Source organism: Geotalea sp. SG265 (assembly GCF_022808985.1).
In the GTDB taxonomy this organism is placed as follows: domain Bacteria; phylum Desulfobacterota; class Desulfuromonadia; order Geobacterales; family Geobacteraceae; genus Geotalea.
Genome location: NZ_JAKZFT010000022.1, coordinates 1 through 17049 on the forward strand (window position 1 = coordinate 1; position 17049 = coordinate 17049).

At 55.3% G+C, this 17049-nt stretch carries 19 protein-coding genes; 3 read left to right on the forward strand and 16 right to left on the reverse strand.

From position 1 onward, the window contains the following. Positions 1-287: 287 nt before the first annotated feature. The 9 genes from ML541_RS17570 to ML541_RS17610 form a co-directional block, all read right to left on the reverse strand. A complete protein-coding gene (locus ML541_RS17570) occupies positions 288-713 on the reverse strand; it encodes a YceK/YidQ family lipoprotein (protein ID WP_243374944.1) in 426 nt (141 codons plus the stop codon). A gap of 2 nt (positions 714-715) precedes the next feature. Next, positions 716-1687 carry a hypothetical protein gene (locus ML541_RS17575; protein WP_243374945.1) on the reverse strand — a complete coding sequence of 324 codons (972 nt, stop codon included), beginning with the start codon at positions 1685-1687 and terminating at the stop codon, positions 716-718. Between the two features lie 83 nt (positions 1688-1770). Continuing rightward, positions 1771-2283, reverse strand: a complete 513-nt coding sequence (locus ML541_RS17580) for a hypothetical protein (RefSeq protein WP_243374947.1) — start codon at positions 2281-2283, stop codon at positions 1771-1773. 293 nt (positions 2284-2576) lie between these two features. Next, positions 2577-3023 (reverse strand): hypothetical protein, encoded by a 447-nt coding sequence (locus ML541_RS17585; RefSeq protein ID WP_243374950.1) that lies wholly within the window; start codon positions 3021-3023, stop codon positions 2577-2579. A gap of 128 nt (positions 3024-3151) precedes the next feature. Next, positions 3152-3316 carry a hypothetical protein gene (locus ML541_RS17590; RefSeq protein WP_243374952.1) on the reverse strand — a complete coding sequence of 55 codons (165 nt, stop codon included), beginning with the start codon at positions 3314-3316 and terminating at the stop codon, positions 3152-3154. 3 nt (positions 3317-3319) lie between these two features. Next, a complete protein-coding gene (locus ML541_RS17595; protein WP_243374954.1) occupies positions 3320-3772 on the reverse strand; it encodes a hypothetical protein in 453 nt (150 codons plus the stop codon). A gap of 26 nt (positions 3773-3798) precedes the next feature. Further along, a complete protein-coding gene (locus ML541_RS17600) occupies positions 3799-4032 on the reverse strand; it encodes a DUF1653 domain-containing protein (RefSeq protein ID WP_243374956.1) in 234 nt (77 codons plus the stop codon). A 5-nt stretch (positions 4033-4037) separates the two neighbouring features. Further along, positions 4038-4730 carry a zf-TFIIB domain-containing protein gene (locus tag ML541_RS17605; RefSeq protein ID WP_243374958.1) on the reverse strand — a complete coding sequence of 231 codons (693 nt, stop codon included), beginning with the start codon at positions 4728-4730 and terminating at the stop codon, positions 4038-4040. A gap of 16 nt (positions 4731-4746) precedes the next feature. Continuing rightward, a complete protein-coding gene (locus ML541_RS17610; RefSeq protein ID WP_243374960.1) occupies positions 4747-5850 on the reverse strand; it encodes an SPFH domain-containing protein in 1104 nt (367 codons plus the stop codon). 239 nt (positions 5851-6089) lie between these two features. Between ML541_RS17610 and ML541_RS17615 the strand changes: the two genes are divergently transcribed. Then, the gene (locus ML541_RS17615) at positions 6090-6236 is read left to right on the forward strand and encodes a hypothetical protein (protein ID WP_243374962.1); all 147 of its coding nucleotides are present in this window, start codon (positions 6090-6092) and stop codon (positions 6234-6236) included. 287 nt (positions 6237-6523) lie between these two features. Further along, the gene (locus ML541_RS17620) at positions 6524-6874 is read left to right on the forward strand and encodes a hypothetical protein (RefSeq protein WP_243374964.1); all 351 of its coding nucleotides are present in this window, start codon (positions 6524-6526) and stop codon (positions 6872-6874) included. Positions 6875-6947: 73 nt separating this feature from the next. On the opposite strand, the gene ML541_RS17625 is transcribed toward ML541_RS17620, so the two are convergent. Further along, positions 6948-7565: a PHP domain-containing protein gene (locus tag ML541_RS17625; protein WP_243374967.1), complete on the reverse strand. Its 618-nt coding sequence runs from the start codon at positions 7563-7565 to the stop codon at positions 6948-6950. Positions 7566-7627: 62 nt separating this feature from the next. After that, complete coding sequence (locus ML541_RS17630) at positions 7628-8344, reverse strand: uracil-DNA glycosylase family protein (protein WP_243374974.1); 717 nt, start codon at positions 8342-8344, stop codon at positions 7628-7630. Positions 8345-8522: 178 nt separating this feature from the next. On the opposite strand from ML541_RS17630, the gene ML541_RS17635 reads away from it, so the two are divergent. Continuing rightward, positions 8523-9029, forward strand: a complete 507-nt coding sequence (locus ML541_RS17635; protein WP_243374982.1) for a MogA/MoaB family molybdenum cofactor biosynthesis protein — start codon at positions 8523-8525, stop codon at positions 9027-9029. Here ML541_RS17635 and ML541_RS17640 read toward each other — a convergent pair. The 5 genes from ML541_RS17640 to ML541_RS17660 form a co-directional block, all read right to left on the reverse strand. Next, positions 9015-9473 (reverse strand): response regulator, encoded by a 459-nt coding sequence (locus tag ML541_RS17640; protein ID WP_243374984.1) that lies wholly within the window; start codon positions 9471-9473, stop codon positions 9015-9017. The two genes, ML541_RS17635 and ML541_RS17640, sit on opposite strands and share 15 nt — an antisense overlap. Before the next feature lie 155 nt (positions 9474-9628). Then, complete coding sequence (locus ML541_RS17645) at positions 9629-11335, reverse strand: HAMP domain-containing methyl-accepting chemotaxis protein (RefSeq protein WP_243374986.1); 1707 nt, start codon at positions 11333-11335, stop codon at positions 9629-9631. A gap of 130 nt (positions 11336-11465) precedes the next feature. Beyond that, on the reverse strand, positions 11466-13376 hold the full coding sequence (gene selB, locus ML541_RS17650; RefSeq protein ID WP_243374988.1) for a selenocysteine-specific translation elongation factor: 1911 nt from the start codon (positions 13374-13376) through the stop codon (positions 11466-11468). A 75-nt stretch (positions 13377-13451) separates the two neighbouring features. Then, positions 13452-15257: an ABC transporter ATP-binding protein gene (locus ML541_RS17655; protein ID WP_243374990.1), complete on the reverse strand. Its 1806-nt coding sequence runs from the start codon at positions 15255-15257 to the stop codon at positions 13452-13454. Then, positions 15257-16963: an ABC transporter ATP-binding protein gene (locus ML541_RS17660; RefSeq protein WP_243374992.1), complete on the reverse strand. Its 1707-nt coding sequence runs from the start codon at positions 16961-16963 to the stop codon at positions 15257-15259. The genes ML541_RS17655 and ML541_RS17660 overlap by 1 nt, the downstream gene beginning before the upstream one ends. Positions 16964-17049 lie beyond the last annotated feature (86 nt).

The following is a 17049-nucleotide window of genomic DNA, read 5'->3' on the forward strand; positions in this document are numbered from 1 at the left end:
TGTATTCTGTTCTTCCACGGCAGTGTACTCCTTTCGGGTCGAATTTTCGTTTGGCGACGCAATTCTAACCGGAATCAGGCACTGCCGTGTTGCTTTTTATAAAAGCGAAAAATATTTTACGTTATCTCGTTTGGCGACGCAATTCTAACCGGAATCAGGCACTGCCGTGTTGCTTTTTATAAAAGCGAAAAATATTTTACGTTATCAAATTTTGCCCTCACACTCATATTGCCTCCTTGTTGTACATGCAAATAAAAGTGATTCGCGCAACTGCATAGGAGCCTGGCTTACTTTTCGCCAGGTGCATCTCCGCGGTCAGGCAATGCTTTTGCCTTTGTATTCCAACGGTAAATATCGTATGGCAAAAGGGCAGTATCAGTGGCCAAAGATATGGGGGCATCTAGTAACATCAGCGCGGGGAAGATGGTGCGTAACGCAATAGTTGTTCCCAAAGGCTGCTTACCTTCCATATGAATGAAATCGGTGCAGCACAACAGATAAAATCCAAATCCATCAGCTGCCGTCGCAGGATAGATAGTGACTGGTGGCATATTTTCCTTTGATACTCGAGCTGCTATCGTGCCGCAGGATGATGTCAGTAAGAGAATTATTAAAAAGAGTGCTTTCCGCATGATGTATTTTTTGTTAATCAGATTCTCAACGTCACAAGTCTGACCGGCTATCAGGCCGGTCTTGGCGCTTGTTGAACCCATTCTCATTTCAAATCAGTTACTAATCTCGGTTCAATTATGGCTTCCACCAACAACTTTTTCGTCATTTCTCTTAGCCAGTCATGAACCCACAGATGATCTGTCGTTGTAGAACCAAGCCTTATGTTGTTGATATCATTTAATGAACTTTGGGTGTCGCTGCCATGAGCAATTGCGCTTCTGTAACCGTAGAATTTGTTCAATACTTTATCCATTTTTGTTTCACCAAAAACGCCAAAACTAATCTCTCTGCCAATCAGCTTTAACCGATTGTTTAATAGATTTATGTTTCTTATCAGCTGTTTTTGTATTGAATCCATCCTATCTGAGTTTTGAGGAGCGTGCGATAGAAGCCCCTCAATAACAGCAAAGTAACCAAGTACTTTAAGTTGCGATGAGTCTGGCAAATTGTCCAATGATGCAAATAGGCCTAGGATCTTAGTGATTTCTGAGGGGAAATTGTTATACATGTTATTAATCACATAAGAAATATTTTGTCTGATTTCTGGTAGATCATTAATTGATGGCAATTTGTGATCAACGAACATAGCTCCCAATGGGTTCCTAACGTGTAGCATTGGGAATTCAACAAATGTGGTCGTGTAACAATTGTTCTTAAAATAAATAACTCCCATCCTCAAATCTGCACAAGATACTGAAAAGGCAAGATTAACATGCCAGAAAGAAATGTTGATGTCTGTACACTCTATAACCGCATGCCGCCACTCTTTTGGATTTTGCAATACACTTCCTGATCTCGCTCCATTGTCAGCATAACGTAATGGCATCCGCTGATTCAGAAAGACGGATGTCCCACGCCTCTCAGACCACATCCGAAAGAAAGATTCAAGTTGCCGATCTTCTATCTCATCCAGGGTTGCCTTTCTTAGTTTCAGGCCGTGGCCTAGGTCATGATCTTCTTGCAGTAGATCATCATTGACATCCAAGAACACAAAACCTTTCCAAGGGGCTTTCATGGCTTCTTACCTTTCAATGGTTCAACGTGGGAGAGTGCAGCCGCGAAGCGAAGCGGAGAAATCTGCCGCGCTTAGTTGGGCCTCTACCTAATCGTTAGAATCCAAAGTGGATGCTCAGCGCACACTTCCCAATCGTCAGAAATATCGATTGCCCTGAGGTACGCAAGGCGATGATGGCCTTCAATAAGCTCCCACTCGGCAATCGGTGATCCGTCTGGCATTCTGATATCTATGGTATTATTAAAAATGATAGGCGGCACTGGCCATGTCCCTTCCGAGATCATGTAGCTGCCAAGCCGACTACTTTGGAAGCCTTGACTCGTTAGAAATGCTTTTTTCCAGTTCTCAACTGCTATCTCATTCCAGGCCGTTACTTTGCTCAAAATGTCTTCTGTTTTCCATCTCTCAGATGTGAAACGAAGAGATCCCAGGTCCAGCCATGAATATCTTTGTTTGATGCAAGAAAAGTGATCATATAGCCATTGACTCACAACCTCATGGGGAATGTTCGGCAAATATGCCTTTATTCGCCGATAATATTGCTCTGGTGTCTCCTCGTTGGTTCTCGGCTTAATATTGTACGTGAAGGTTTTCATGCGAATTCCATTGGGTAATATCTCTGTTATGAAGTCCCTTCATAACAAGCCTTATCTTTCCATATCAAAACAGGCGTCGTGCTCCGAACTGTAGCTTGTTGCTTCTATATGTTTCCCTTCGTAATCCCCGTAGCGTGCCAAGTAGTCTTCCCGATTTTAACTACATGGGATAGAGCACGCTATACCCAAGACAATAATTTCACGCCGTTTTGCCTCTTCGCTAGACATTTCGTCCTCCTATTTTCGCCCCTGTTAATCTCCTGGACAACGGGCCGGGAGATCACCGGGCGGTTTTATTGGCCCGGTGCATCTTCCTGGTTATGCTCCTTGCCTGTCTTGGCTTTCAGAAAATCGACTATTTGGCTATCGTGTTCAATCATTCGGCCTTGCAACTCGGCAAATTTCCCTTGCAGTTCTGTTGTGTTCAAAAGTGCCTTTGCGAGTTTGAGGATCAGAGAGAGGAGAAACATGGACACCGACCATACAATTAGAAAAATATCTCTTCGATTAATTGGTTCAGTTGATTGGAGTTCAGAAACAAGAACGAATGCAGCACAACCGTTGCTAACCCAGAGTAAAAGGCGCACAAAGATTTTTTTGATTGCCTCTTGGACTTCTGGAATACTCTTGGTGTGTTGGGCTCTAATAGCAATCCAGGTCATTAACGCAGCCCATGCCATTGAAATCAGTAATGCAACAGTCATTGTCGCCCATGCAGTTTCGTTACTCGTCAATGCCATTTTTGTTTTCCTTTATTTACGTCCATAATTAGTTGTTTGTATGTTTTCGCATATAGTATTCATTAATTTATTGCCTATATATAGGCAAGGTCGCAGGTTCCTATACCAGTAACAATAGTAACCCGAAATTACCACGCACACTCCCCACACCGCTCCACCCCGATATCCAACCGGCACCCGCAACCGGCGCAGGCATTGTCCCATTCTGGATGACCTGCTGCACGGGCGCGCTGTTTGCCTTCCAGGCGTTTTACTTCCGCTTCCATTTCCTCGTTATACTGGTTCTCGAACATTGCTTAGCCTTCCTGGCAGCATGAGCATGTTTTGCTGCCTTGCCGTTTCTGCCACCACATGGAGGCGCCGCAAAGGACTACGGTCAGGAGGGCGATGAGCCATTTGGGGATTGCCAGTGTACCGGCACCGAAGATGCCGGCGTAGACCGCCAGCATTGGAGAGCCGCAGCAGCCGGTGAGAAAACAACCTGCCGCGGCCAGACCGGCGGTCAATACGGTGCCACCAGCCGCCCCTGCTGCCGATGATGCGGAACGACAGGCCCAGAAGCGCTGGAATGACCAGACAGAAAAAGCGGCGCCGAAGGCATAGGCAAAGCCGAGAAAGATATCGCCGTTAGCGAGGTAACCCGAAAGGCTGGGGGCCGGGCCGCAACCCGGTTCTTTTATTTTGAGCAGATAGACGATATGGATGGCGAAAACAATGACAAAGGTGGCGGGTGGCAGGCAGCGTTTCATCGTTCTGAAAACCTCCTAGATTCCTGTTATTGATCTTCGCAGCGCCGAAAGCGCGGCACCTCTTTGCCGTCAACGGTGACGCTATCAGCAAACCGGGAGATGGGGCGAATCCAGAGGGAATAATCACCGTAGAGACAGCGGTAGACCACGAAGGGTTCCTCGGTTTCGCTGTCCCTGGCGATGCCGATCACTTCGTAATCGTTGCCCTTGTAGTGCCGGTAACGCCCCGGTGTTATATGCCTTGCTTCATCGGTTGTCATTTGTCCTACCTGGTAAAGAAGATGACCGCTTTCTTCAGCAGTTCGAAAAGGTCGTCCTCAAGCGTGTAGGTCCCGTAATTGGTGTAGTCGGGATAGGAGCCCGTTGTGGCGGCGCTATTTATCTCCTCCTTGCGCCGCTGCCGTTCCTCCTCCGCTTCCTTCTTTTTTTGCTCTTCCTGGCGTTCCTGGTCCAGGAGCTTTCCCCCCGCCTTCATCCATTCCGCCAGCTGGCGTAGTTCACCCCCATCGAGCCAAATGCCGTGTTCGCGGCAGCGGTCGATCACGACCCCGCTCTTGGCCCCGAAATTAACCCGGTTCATCATTGTGGCGCAGACCGGACACTTGACATAGGTGATGCCGTATTCATCGGCACGCCTGGCGGCGCTCAGGGCATCGAGCCTGGCCCGGTCGATGGTGAAGACATTGGTGACCGTAGCCTGGAGCAGCGCTTCCAGTTCCCCCGGATCGAAAAAGAGCCCGAGGCACTGCTCACAGCGCTCCACGAGGAATGTCCCACCCACTTTCAGGTCGATGGTCCTGAGCGGCTTGTTGCAGCGGGGGCAGATGCGCTCCGATTCCGGTTCGTTGGTGGTGTAGTAGTTGATCCCCTTGAGATCCACATCGTTACGGCTGCCGCAGTAGTCGCAGGTGATGGAGCCTGGCGGCAGCGGAGCGGAACAGTTGGAACAGTTGGCCATCTGGCGGTCTCTCCTTCTATTCGAACAGTGGCGGCGGCGTTGCCTTGATGGTCTCGGTAAATTCGGGGAAAAGTTCTGCCGCCTGCCATTTCTCCAGCCCTTCCTTCCACATGAGGGTTTCCCGGGTGATGGAGCCCTTCTTGATGTAGGCAAGGATGGCATCCCGGTCGAAGGGACCCGCCTGCTTGCCGTTTTTCCCCACGTAGTATTTGCAGGGTTCTTCCCCGGGCAGAGGGGGCGGGGTGTTCGGTCCAGCTGCCTGTTTGGGCGCGAGGGCCTGCCCCATCTGGTTGGCCATGGCAAAACCCATCCCCATGCCGATGCCTGCCGAGGCGTCGCCGCCGGGGTTCTGGGCGGCAGCTTCCATGGCATTGGCGGTCTGGAAGCGGGTATAGTCATCCAGGTTGCCGATGATGCCCATGCTGCTCTTCTTGTCCAGGGCCTGCTCCACCTCGACGGGCAGGGCGATATTCTCAACCAGGAGCTTTGTCGCCTCCAGGCCGAATTCGAGGAACTCGGGGGAGATCTTTTTCGTGAGGGCCAGGGAGAGTTCGTCGTAGCGCCCTGCCAGATCCAACACCGGTATGCGCTCTTCGCCGAGCATGTCGGTAAAGCGGGTAACGATGAGGTTTCTGAGCTGATCGGTGACGCCGTCGAGGGTGAAGTGGGCGCCGGTGCCGACTATTTCCTTGATGAAGCGGGCGGGGTCGCTGACCCGGACCACGTAGGTGCCGTAGGCACGCAGCCGCACGGGGCCGAATTCCGGGTCGCGGAGCATGACCGGATTCTTGGTTCCCCATTTGAGGTTGGTGAAGTTCCTGGTGTTGACAAAATAGACCTCGGCCTTGAAAGGGCTGCTGAAACCATATTTCCAACCCATGAGGGTGGAAAGAACCGGCAGATTTTTGGTTTCCAACCGGTATTGTCCCAGACCGAAGACATCGGCAATCTGCCCCCGGTCCACAAAAACGGCCGCCTGGGCCTGCCGGACCACCAGTTGCGCCCCCTGCTTAATCTCATTCTCGTAACGGGGGAATCGCCAGACCATGGTGTCGTTTGAGTCGTCGGTCCATTCGATGATGTCGATAAATTCCGCTCTTGCCTTCTCCCACAGAGTCATTGGTCCCTCCTGCCTTGGTTATGACTTCTTTTGTTCCACGAAAATTCTTGAGCCAGAGGCTGATGAATATTCTCCACATACTGCACGATATTCCTCGTCGCCAAAGGGCAGGAAGAACGCAGGGCAGATAAATACATCATCAATACAGCATGTTATGACTCTTTCCGCCTTCGGCACGGGTGATGCTAAGAGAAAAGACAACGCCGCAATGACGGCAAAAAAACCGGAGGTGAAACACCATGAAAAAAAATATCCGTACCCTGCTTGCAGTCGCCGCCACACTCCTTGCTCTTGGAGCGGCCACCTACGCCATAGCAGCCGAAGGCTGTTGTGTTCAGCCGGAAGTTAATAATTGCTGCGCCGCCGGCAGCAGCTGCTGCAACTAGCTCTCCGGGCTGGACACTACCTGTCGATGGTTCAGGGGGAGGCTGCCTCGCCCCTGAACCGGCGGTTCAGGTCAGGCTACAACATAAGTTTAATGAATTCAATGAAAATGGAAAAATTTTTCCTTCCGCTATTATCCCCCCAGCACAGCTCCCCATGCACCTTATTCCCTACCCGATCATGATCCCTATGCATAATAAATGGATACCCGCTGCCCGTGACAGGAGTATAATTAAAGCAGTGGGAGCTCAATAGCCCGAGGTGCGATAATGGGCAAAGGAGGTGTGCCATGACAGGACGGGAAGCTGTGAAAACAATGAAGGAGCGGCGGACCGAAAATGACCGGTTCGTCAGGTATTGGCGTAAGGAGGAGGATTTCCTCGACTACGACCTGATCGAGCGTTTCGAGACGGAGGGAGTCAACGCCGACAACATCGGCGGCATCGATCTGCTGACCATGGATGACATGTGGTCGATGGTGAAGAAGGCCGTAGGCAGCCGGGTCAATCTGGTGCACGAGGCCGGCGGCGACCGGATCAGGTGGGCCCACAAGGGGAAAGAGGATGTCTGCAGCTATACGCCTGAAAATCTGCTGACCATCTTCGATGCCGAAACCCGCGGCAACCCCGTCGATTCATGAACTACCGACTGGGAATCAACCTGGGGCCAGAGTCTTTCGCTAACGGACTCTGGTCTTTTTTTGCCTGGTGGATTTAGGGCTGGAGGGTGTAACGGCCTATCCTCGGTGAAAACTGCCCATCCTTCATGCAGCTCACCAGGTCGTTCATGTCTTTAATCGGGCAATCGAACCACACCGGATGGAAATCGGCGAAGTCGAGCCGGTGGATATCGGAACCGCTGGTGGCACGATAGCCCCACCTTTTCCAGTCGGCGACGGCACGGCGGTTTTCTTCTTCGCTGTGGTGGGGGTTGACGATTTCAATGGCGTTGAAATCGGTGTTCATGAGCTCAACCGCGGTCGGCAGATGGCCGTACCGATAGGGGTGTGCCCAGACCAGCGCTGCCTCGGGATAGCTCCTTCTCAGGTCGGAAGAGGTCATGCCGGGGGAGATGGACCTGTCGGCGCCATAGACGAGGACATCGCCGAAATCGGCGGTAAGCACCTCCTGCCCCGAAAGGAGCAGAAAATCATCGGGCAAGCGGCTCTCCCTCCGTAATTCCGCAAGCTCTTCTGCCGGCCAAAGATAGTGATGGTCGGTAATCACCAGCCCATCGGCACCACGGTTGCGGATGGCAGCCGCCAGCGCCCCGGCTGCTACCCTGCTGCAGGGGGAGTGCTCCCTGGTATGACAATGAAGTTCCATGAGCATGGTCACCTCTAGGGTTTCTCATCGCTTTGAAGGAGCCCCTAAAGAACCGACGTCCAATCGGGCTACGGCTGAAAAGGGACCCCCGCCTCTGCCAGCTGCCGCAGGGCAGCTTCGCTCCAGCCCCTGTTGGCTGCCGGACTGGATGGACTCGGATGGAGAATCCTGGCAATGGTCACCGGCAGGCCCTGCAAGGCTGATTCCGCCTGCGCTGCGGCAAAGTTACCGACGCCGATCACATACTCCGGCTGCAGGTATTCGATCATCCGGCGCAGGGCCTGATCACAGGCACCGGACACAGCGCGCCGTTCCCCAGGTGGCAGTTTGTCCGGGGTCAGATTAGCTCCACACCCGTCGAGAAAGAGCAGCGGGCAGTAGTTCAGAACAAAGTAATGCCGGAAAAACCGCTCCGGGGTATGGAACCGATCACGGATCAGCCCCCAAAGGCGCTTGCCGCTCACTTCGCTGCGGCGACACTCCAGTCCCAGGACCGGCTTTTTCGGGTGTTCGCCATGGGGCCGATCCACTGGATCGACGATCTGCAACCAGTCCCGCACGACCGTCACTTCTCCAAAGGGAACGCCAGTCTGGGTCATACCCCACGGTCCCGGATTCATCCCCAACAGCACCACTTTCTTGCCGCTTGCACCATAGCGGCTCAGGTATTCCCGGTGCGGCCGCCAGGCATAGCGTAGCGGATTGTAGACATGGGCAATCGGACTGGAAAATTCCAGGCGGTCAAGCTGTTCTGCCAAAGCTTCACTGATGGTTATCAAGTTCATCGATAGATTGCAACCTCTCCAGGGGACGGCAGTCACCCTGTATTAATAGTACCACACTTACCGTTACTGGGGAGTGTATCGGCACTGCGCGAACCGGCAACGGCAAAGATGCTTGAGGCCTGCTGCCGGTGCATGATATGGTAGAACAAAAACCGGGAAACCGGTTTGGGAGGAACACATGAAGGCAGCAGTTTTAACTTTGAGTGACAAGGGCGCCCGCGGGGAACGTCAGGACGGCAGTGGCCCTGCATTGCAAAACTGGCTGGCGGCACGCGGAATCGTGGTAATTAAAAGCGCCATCGTTGCGGATGAGCATGACCAGATCGTGGCCACATTGAAGGAATGGGCGGATGACGGTGAAGCGGACCTTATTCTGACCACAGGCGGAACGGGGGTCTCGCCGCGGGATGTGACCCCTGAAGCGACCATGGCTGTTTTGGACAGGGTTATACCAGGCTTTGGCGAAGTCATGCGGGCCAGAAGCCTGGAAAAAACCCATCACGCCATGATCTCAAGGGCTGTAGCCGGTATCCGTGGCCGAAGTCTGATTATCAACCTGCCGGGGAGCCCGAAGGGGGCGGTGGAGAATATAGAGGCGGTCTGGCCGGCAGTGCCCCATGCGGTGGAAAAGATTCAGGGAAGCACCAGGGACTGTGCCGATGTGACATCCTCAGATCAGCGATGACGGTCGTGGAGTGGGCCCGGAAACAGTGCTGGACAGATGGATGTCGAAACCCAGCTCCTGCAGCTTTTCGGCCAGTTCCTTGGCGTCCAGGGGCTTGTTCAGGTAGCCTTTGACCCTGAGGGTCCTGCAACGATTCACATCCCTTTCATCCTTTGATGAAGTGACGATAATAACCGGAATGTCCTTAGTCCGCTCATCAGCCCTGATCGCCAGCAGGCATTGCAGGCCGTCTATTTTGGGCAGCTTCAAATCAAGCAGAATGAAACTTGGCTTGACTTTGACCGAAAGGAAATCGGCCTCCACAGCAGAAAACAAATAATCAAGGGCTTCGGCTCCATCGCGTGTCACCACCACGTTCCGAATATTGCACTTCTTCAGCGCCCTCAAGGTTAGCAATTCATCATCAGGATTATCTTCTACCACCAACACATGATGCTCGTACATTAAAACCTCCGTTACCAGTTTGAGCCGCAATTTACGGAAAAGTCCTACGTCGATATCGCCAGGATATCTTTGAGCAATCTATAACCATCTGATATAATTACTTGAAGAACCTATTTATAGCACCAACTTCGTCTTTGTCAATGAAATTGATTTTATTATATATTTTTTTCGGATTCGATCTTGAAGATGGACATTTCCTTGCTTAGGACATCTATCTGCTGGGAAAGACCTGCAGCAACGCCATCCATGACTCTGGTGGCATCCACGGTGGTTTTAGTCGATGCAGCTATATCCTCGATGGCTTCGACGATCCGTTGACTGCTTTCCGCCTGGGCACCGCAGGACTTCTTGATATTCTCGATCATGCTGGAGATATTCTCCGTGGAGCGGACGATCAGGCTGCTTGAGCTGCTCTGCTCCTGGGAAGAGGATTTTACCTGCCCGGTCAGGGATTTCATCCGTTCGGCGGCAGACATGATCAGTTCGCTCCCTCTCCCCTGTTCCCTGGTGGCCTTGGCAATCTGCTTGACCATGTCGGCAACCCGATCCATGGCCTTGCTTATTTCCTGGCTCCCCTGGGACTGCTCCACCGTAGTCCGTGCAATCTCATTCACCTGTTCGGTGGCCATCTGGGCACCGTTAACGATCTTCTTCAGCATTTCCCCCGAGCGGTGGGACAGCTTCTCCCCTTCGACAATGCGCTGCTCTGCCAGGTTGAATGCCTTGACGGCCCGCTGCGTTTCTTCCTGCACCCCTTTGATGATGTCGGTAATCTCCCTGGTGGAATTGCCGGTACGCTGGGCGAGATCCTTTATTTCTCCGGCAACGACGGCGAATCCCTTGCCATGTTCCCCCGCCTGGGCCGCAATTATCGACGCATTGAGCGCCAGGAGGTTGGTCTGCTCGGCAATTTCGTCGATGACCAGGGTTATTTTACCGATGTTGCCGGCCCGCAAAGACAGATTCTCTATGGACTCGAAGGAGGTCCGGGAGGCGCGGCGGATCTCCTCGATGCCTGAAATGGTCGCTTCCACCGCTGCACGCCCCGATTCGGCATCATTACGCACCTCCTCGGAAATCGCCGCAGTGTTCAGAGCATTACGTTCCACCTGCTTGATGGAGGTTCCCATGTCCGCAACGAGGCCGGCCGCGGCCGTGGAATCGGACATGAGGCTGTTGACGCTGCGGCCGATCTCTTTCTCAGCCGATGCCATTTCAATAATGGAACTGCTCACCTCTTCCACTGCCTGAAAAAGGGCCTCCACATGCTTTGCCACCTCTTCGATGCTTGCCGACATCTCCAAAATGGAAGAGGCATTTTCCGCTGAAGACCGGGAAAGGCTTTCCACACCCAGGGCGACCTCATTTATGGATTGATTGATCTCCTGAACAGCAACTGTCGTTCCCTTGACTCCCTGGGACTGGACTTCGGCTACGGTCACCCCGCGCCGGGAGACCTCCTTGATGTCCACCGCCATCCTGCCCAGTTCCTGGATGGTGATCTTCACGCGTTCGGTCATCCCCGAAAGATTCTGCAGCATTACGTTCAAGCTGCTGCCGAGAGTCCCCAGTTCGTCCCCCGAATCGACCGAAACCCTGGCAGTCAGGTCCCCCCCTGCCCCGCGGTTCATGGCATCGGCAATGACACGCACCCTCTTGACCATCTTCCGGGCCGCCAGCATCAGCAGTACGGTCAGCGCGACCAGGGCGTTTACGGAAAAGGCAGCACCGGCGAGGACGAGATAGGTCGAATCCGCGTGTCCCATAGTCACAGTCAGGTAAATGCCGGCCAAGGAGACGATAAAACCGCAAATCAGCGCAAAACGAATGAAACTGGAGCCGAATCTGAGATTTTTAGCCATTCTGATTTCCCTTGAAGCAGTGATGGTTAACTCATCGGATATTAGATGAAGCATGGGGGCGCCGCAAGGAAAAAACGGGCGAAAAGAACGTCGTTTTATTATATTCCATTAAATGTTTCGACAGCTTGAGTTACCCCTTGCGCAGCACCCGCTTATCGCCAACGCGGATGGTCAATTTCTCCTGGTCGAAAAACTCCAGCAGGGGGATCATGAATTTCCGTGAAAGGCCGGTAAGTTCCCTGAACTCCTGGGGGATGATCTCCCCCTTATCCTTCAGATATGTGGTCAGCTTCTCGCGGATAGTCGCAATCGGCTCGGGGGCATAAAAGACGTCACTTTTGACCTTCACCGCCATCCCATCCCGCACCAGCAGGTTCAGATGATCGAGCACCTGTTTTTCCTGGCAGCGGCAGGCATCGCATAACTCCTTGAGCGTCGGCGGCTCCATCCCCCCCTTCTCCAGGGCCTCGGCAATCTTCACCCGCAGCCCCGCCTGATCGGTGTTCGCCACCCCTTTACGCCCAGGCAGCCGGACAATATCCCGCTCCGAGACTGCCTTCCCTTCCTTTTCCAGTGCGGCCAGCACCGGCCCGAAAAACCGGAGATCGCTGCGCCGGGGAATGCGGGACTTTAGTTCCTCCTTACCAATGCCGTCTTTCATGGGGTTGTCACGGAGATAATGCTGCAGTTCTTCCATCAACCGCGCCTTCAGCTCCTCGAAGGCCATTCTGCCTAGAAAAATCCTCGGTTCGCGTACCACCTGCAGCACCTCTCCGGCGGTCAGCAGGGGTGCCAGGGCCGCATCGATCCGTTTCGCCGACATGCCGGTGCGATTGACCAGATCGTTGAGGGAAAGTCCCGACAAAAGGCCTGAGGCCACCATCTTTCCCACCTTGTCCACCTCGCTGCCCGTTTCGATGGCCTGCAGGAGTCCGATCGCCTCTTCCGACCGGCGACGGCGGCGCGGTGGATCGGGATCGAGGATGATTCCGCCGCCAAGGGTCGCCTGGGGCGAATAGGTTCGCAGCACGAAGGGGTCTCCGGGCAGAAGCAGGACTGGGCCGGCAAGCCGCAGCTGTGCGCAGGCGCTTTCCCCCGGCTTCAGGGTGTCCCGGTCCAGGAGAATGACCTGGGCCGGCACCTCGTAAGTGGCCGAATGAAGGCGCAGGGTTGCGCGGTGTTTCAGGTCCCGCGGTGCCGAAGCAAGGTAGTCCAGGCGGACATCCACAACCCGGGCCGGGCGGTACAATCCCTTCGGCACGACAACATCGCCGCGTACGACCTGGTCGTGATCCACCCCCTGCAGGTTCACCGCCAGGCGCTGCCCGGCAAGCCCCAAGTCGGTCTTCGCGCCATGGGCCTGGATGCCGCGAACGCGGCATTCGCGCCCTGCCGGCAACAGCTCCACCTCATCCCCCACCCGGATCTCCCCCGAAAGGAGGGTTCCGGTTACCACCGTGCCGAAACCGGTCACGGTGAAAACCCGATCCACCGGCAGGCGGAAGGGGCCGTCATGCCGCTTCTCCTCCACCTCCAGGGCCAGGCGCGCCAATTCCTCCTTCAGCGTCTCCAGGCCCGTTCCGGTCCGTGACGATACCGGAACAATGGGAGCCTCTTCGAGAAAACTGCCGGTAAGATAATCCCGCACCTCCTCCGTTACCAGCCCAAGCCACTCATCATCGACCATATCGGCCTTGGTCAGGGCCACCAGCCCCCTCTTCACTCCCAGAAGCTGGCAGATCTCCAGATGTTCCCTGGTCTGTGGCATGATCCCCTCGTCGGCGGCGATAACCAGCATTACCAAGTCCATGCCCCCAACCCCGGCCACCATGGCCCGGACGAATTTTTCATGCCCGGGCACATCGACTATGCCGAACTGGATCCCTTCCGGCAATTCCAGATGGGCAAAGCCCAGCTCGATGGTAATGCCCCGCGCCTTCTCTTCCTTGAGCCGGTCGGTGTCAATGCCGGTCAGAGCCTTGACCAGCGAGGTCTTGCCGTGGTCGATGTGACCTGCCGTGCCGAGAATGAGGTGTTTCATGAGTCAGATCCTTTGGTGAAAATCCTTCTGAGCACTCAATACCAAATCAATATATTGCATCACGGATGACGATCGTCAATCCCTGAACTGCAGCTGATAGAGCCGGTAGTAGAGCCCCCGGGCCGTCATCAGTTCCTGGTGGCTTCCCTCCTCCATCTTTTCACCTCGGTGGATGACGGCGATGCGGTCAGCATCCTTGATGGTGGACAGGCGGTGGGCAACTACCAGCGAGGTCCGGCCGGAAAGGAGCCCCTTCAGCCCCGACTCGATGAGTCGCTCGGCCTCGCTGTCGACGCTGGCGGTCGCCTCGTCGAGGATGAGAATCTCTGGGTCGAAGGCCACTGCCCGGGCAAATGAGATGAGCTGGCGCTCCCCCGCGGAAAAATTCACCCCCCGCTCCCGCACCTCTTCATCATATCCATTCGCCAGACGTTGAATGAAGCGGTTGGCACCGACCACTGCCGCTGCCCGTTCCATGCGTGCTGCGGCGGCTGAGTCCCCAAGGGTGATGTTGTAGGCGATGGTGCCGGTAAAGAGATAAGGGTCCTGGAGGACGATACCGATCCGGCTCCGCAGGAGATCGAGCGGCATGGTGCGGATATCGACCCCATCGATCAGGATGCAGCCGCGATTGACTTCGTAGAGCCTCGGCAAAAGGCGTGTCACTGTCGTCTTGCCGCCACCGGTCTCACCGACTAGGGCAAGCTTCTCCCCCCGTCTGAGCTGCAGGTTGAAATCCTTGAGGACATAGTCGTCCCCCTGGTAGGCAAACCAGATATGCCTGAAGTCGATGAAGGTGCCATCCCCTTTCGTTGCCCCGCACCACCCACCTGCAGGAGAGGGTTGAGGATCAGGTATGCCTGCTCCTTCTTGTGCGGCCTTTTCCGTGTCCAGCAGCTGAAAGATTCGCTCCAGGGCCGCCATTGCCCCCTGCATAACCGAGTATTTGGCCGACAGGTCCCGGATGGGGGAGAAGAATTTCTCTATGTACTGAATGAAGGCGACCAGGGCACCGAAGGTCAGAGTCCCCCGGGCGATTTCCCCCCCACCATACCATATGAGCAGACCGACCGCCACGGCGGAGATGGCCTCCACGCCTGCATAGAGCGCGGCGTCCCAGGTAATCACCGGCAGATTGGCGTCCCGGTACTCCCGGTTCAGACGGCGGAATTCTTCCCGTTCGTGGTTTTGGCGGTTGAAGAGCTGCACCACTGCCATGCCGCCGAGGCTTTCGGCGAGGAAGGTGTTGAGGTTGGCCAGCCGCGCCCGCACCTGCCGAAAGGCAGCGCGCATGCGGGTACGAAAGGCGAAGGCGACCCAGAAGAGCACCGGCAGAACGGAAAAAGTAACCAGAGACAGGCGCAGGTTCATCCAGAGCATGATGCCGATGATGCCGGCCAGAACGAGAATATCGCCGACGATGGTGATGATGCCGGCGGCAAACATCTCCCCCAATGCCTCCACGTCGCTGGTCAGGCGGGTAACCAGGCTCCCGGTGGGAGTCCGGTCGAAGAAGCGAGTTGAAAGCCGCTGGACATGGGAAAACAACTCCATGCGCAGATCGACCATGACCCGTTGCCCCAGGTACTGGAGCAGGTAGACCTGGATAAAGGTAAAGAGCGCTTCGGCAAGGATCAAACCCAGATATGAGGCGGCAATGACCGGAAGACCCGCCATTTTGCCGGCAACGATGTGGTTGTCGATGGCCACTTTCAAAAGCCATGGCTGGGCCAGCTTGCAGACCGCCACCAGAGGCAGCACCACAAGTGAAACCGCCACCAGCCGCCGATAGGGGGAGAGGTAACGGATGAAGCGCCCCATCAGCTGCCGGTCATAGGCCTTGCCCACAATTTCATCTTCATACAAGCCGCCGAAATGCATCAGTATCCCTCGATTTCCCTGCGCAGCTGCTGCTCCCGATGTATTGCCGCATACCTCCCCTGCAATACCAGGAGCTCTTCATGGCTCCCCTGTTCGACGATCCTTCCCTCATCCATAACGACGATCATCGTGCAGTCCCGCAAGGCCGAAAGACGGTGGGAGACGATGATGACGGTCCGCTCGCCATAATAGGCGGCAAGATTGGCGAGAATATCCTCTTCGGTGCGGGCATCCACCGCCGACAGGGGGTCGTCCAGAATGAGGATGGAGGGATTCTTCAGGAGCGCCCGGGCAATGGCGGCACGCTGCTTCTGTCCGCCGGAGAGGGTCACTCCCCGTTCTCCCACCAGCGTGTCGTAACCGTCGGCAAAACGCTCGATGTCAGGGGCGATGCCCGACATGCGGGCGCTGTTTCTGATGTCCTCCCCGGTTGCCCCCGCCATGCCGTAGGCGATGTTGTCTCCAATGGTCCGGGAGAAGAGAAAACTCTCCTGGGGAACGAAGCCGATGGCGTGGCGCAGCGTGCCGAGGGAAATCCGGTTGATGTCGACGCCGTCCAGGAAGATGTGGCCGTCAGCCACGGGATAGAGGCGCGGGATCAGCCGCACCAACGATGATTTTCCGCTGCCGATGGGGCCGACGATCCCCAACCGCATCCCCTTGGTAATGGTGAGACTGATCTGGGAAAGGATCGGGGAACTGCCATAGGCAAAGGAAAGGTCGCGGATCTCGATGGTGCCGCCAATATTCGTCTCCTCCGGCTGTGACGGCTCCCTGACGCTCGCTTTTGCCTCCAGGACCTGGTTGAGCCGTGACATGGACGCGGCACCACGCTGCATCAGGTTGAGAATCCAGGCAAGCATCAGTGTCGGCCAGACGAGCATGGCCAGATAGCCGTTGAAGGCGACAAAGTCTCCCAAGGTCAGCTCGCCGGCAATGACCCTGCTGCCGCCGACAAAGAGAACGATCAGCGTCCCCATGGCGCCGCTGGCAGCCATGATCGGAATCATCGCCCCCCTGACCCGGGCCATGGCCATGTTGCTCTCCAGGTAGCTGCTGCTGATGGAGGCAAAGGCGGCAGTCTCCGCATATTCCCGGCAGTAGGACTTGATGACGGTAGCGGCGGAGACATTTTCCTCCACCTTGCTCGTCAGCCGGGACAGCTCCTCCTGGACGATCTGTGAGCGCCGAAACATGGTGGCACTCATGCGCTTGACGACGAAAATGGTCAGGGGAAAGGGAATAATGGCGAAGAGGGTCAGCTGGACACTGATGTGCCCCATGAGCGAAAGGGCAGCCAGGTAGACGATGGCGGTATTGATAACGTTGAGCATGCCGAAGCCCAGCAGCATGCGCACGTTGGTCAGATCGTTGGCAAGGCGGGACATGATGTCGCCGGTGCGTTCACGGGAGAAAAAAGGTAGGTCCAGTTCCAGGAGCTTGGCATAGAGGTCCTCACGGATCATGTATTCGATGCGACGGCCGGCATTGAGGAGCGTGGTCCTGGAAAAGATGCGGATCACCCCCTGGAGCAGTGCCGCAACCATGATCAGTGCAGCATACCAGGCAGGGCCGTGCCCAGAGATGCCCGGCATCTCAAGGCTGTCGATGGCCAGTTTCAGCAGCCAGGGAATGAGCAAGGCAAAGGTATTGGTGCCCAGAAGCCAGAGAAAACCGGTGCAATAGGCGCCGCGGCAGGCCGTCACGTATCCGTATAATCTGGAAAGCTCGCCGATAGGGACCTCGGAAGGAAATGGAGTCGAAGCCTTTTATTTTTATTCTTTTTTTTCTT

What these genes read in the sequence shown, in the direction of transcription:
- ML541_RS17570 (WP_243374944.1), bottom strand. Translation starts at nt 713, where the DNA reads ATGGGTTCAACAAGCGCCAAGACCGGCCTGATAGCCGGTCAGACTTGT.
- ML541_RS17575 (WP_243374945.1), bottom strand. Translation starts at nt 1,687, where the DNA reads ATGAAAGCCCCTTGGAAAGGTTTTGTGTTCTTGGATGTCAATGATGAT.
- ML541_RS17580 (WP_243374947.1), bottom strand. Translation starts at nt 2,283, where the DNA reads ATGAAAACCTTCACGTACAATATTAAGCCGAGAACCAACGAGGAGACA.
- ML541_RS17585 (WP_243374950.1), bottom strand. Translation starts at nt 3,023, where the DNA reads ATGGCATTGACGAGTAACGAAACTGCATGGGCGACAATGACTGTTGCA.
- ML541_RS17590 (WP_243374952.1), bottom strand. Translation starts at nt 3,316, where the DNA reads ATGTTCGAGAACCAGTATAACGAGGAAATGGAAGCGGAAGTAAAACGC.
- ML541_RS17595 (WP_243374954.1), bottom strand. Translation starts at nt 3,772, where the DNA reads ATGAAACGCTGCCTGCCACCCGCCACCTTTGTCATTGTTTTCGCCATC.
- ML541_RS17600 (WP_243374956.1), bottom strand. Translation starts at nt 4,032, where the DNA reads ATGACAACCGATGAAGCAAGGCATATAACACCGGGGCGTTACCGGCAC.
- ML541_RS17605 (WP_243374958.1), bottom strand. Translation starts at nt 4,730, where the DNA reads ATGGCCAACTGTTCCAACTGTTCCGCTCCGCTGCCGCCAGGCTCCATC.
- ML541_RS17610 (WP_243374960.1), bottom strand. Translation starts at nt 5,850, where the DNA reads ATGACTCTGTGGGAGAAGGCAAGAGCGGAATTTATCGACATCATCGAA.
- ML541_RS17615 (WP_243374962.1), top strand. Translation starts at nt 6,090, where the DNA reads ATGAAAAAAAATATCCGTACCCTGCTTGCAGTCGCCGCCACACTCCTT.
- ML541_RS17620 (WP_243374964.1), top strand. Translation starts at nt 6,524, where the DNA reads ATGACAGGACGGGAAGCTGTGAAAACAATGAAGGAGCGGCGGACCGAA.
- ML541_RS17625 (WP_243374967.1), bottom strand. Translation starts at nt 7,565, where the DNA reads ATGCTCATGGAACTTCATTGTCATACCAGGGAGCACTCCCCCTGCAGC.
- ML541_RS17630 (WP_243374974.1), bottom strand. Translation starts at nt 8,344, where the DNA reads ATGAACTTGATAACCATCAGTGAAGCTTTGGCAGAACAGCTTGACCGC.
- ML541_RS17635 (WP_243374982.1), top strand. Translation starts at nt 8,523, where the DNA reads ATGAAGGCAGCAGTTTTAACTTTGAGTGACAAGGGCGCCCGCGGGGAA.
- ML541_RS17640 (WP_243374984.1), bottom strand. Translation starts at nt 9,473, where the DNA reads ATGTACGAGCATCATGTGTTGGTGGTAGAAGATAATCCTGATGATGAA.
- ML541_RS17645 (WP_243374986.1), bottom strand. Translation starts at nt 11,335, where the DNA reads ATGGCTAAAAATCTCAGATTCGGCTCCAGTTTCATTCGTTTTGCGCTG.
- selB (WP_243374988.1), bottom strand. Translation starts at nt 13,376, where the DNA reads ATGAAACACCTCATTCTCGGCACGGCAGGTCACATCGACCACGGCAAG.
- ML541_RS17655 (WP_243374990.1), bottom strand. Translation starts at nt 15,257, where the DNA reads ATGCATTTCGGCGGCTTGTATGAAGATGAAATTGTGGGCAAGGCCTAT.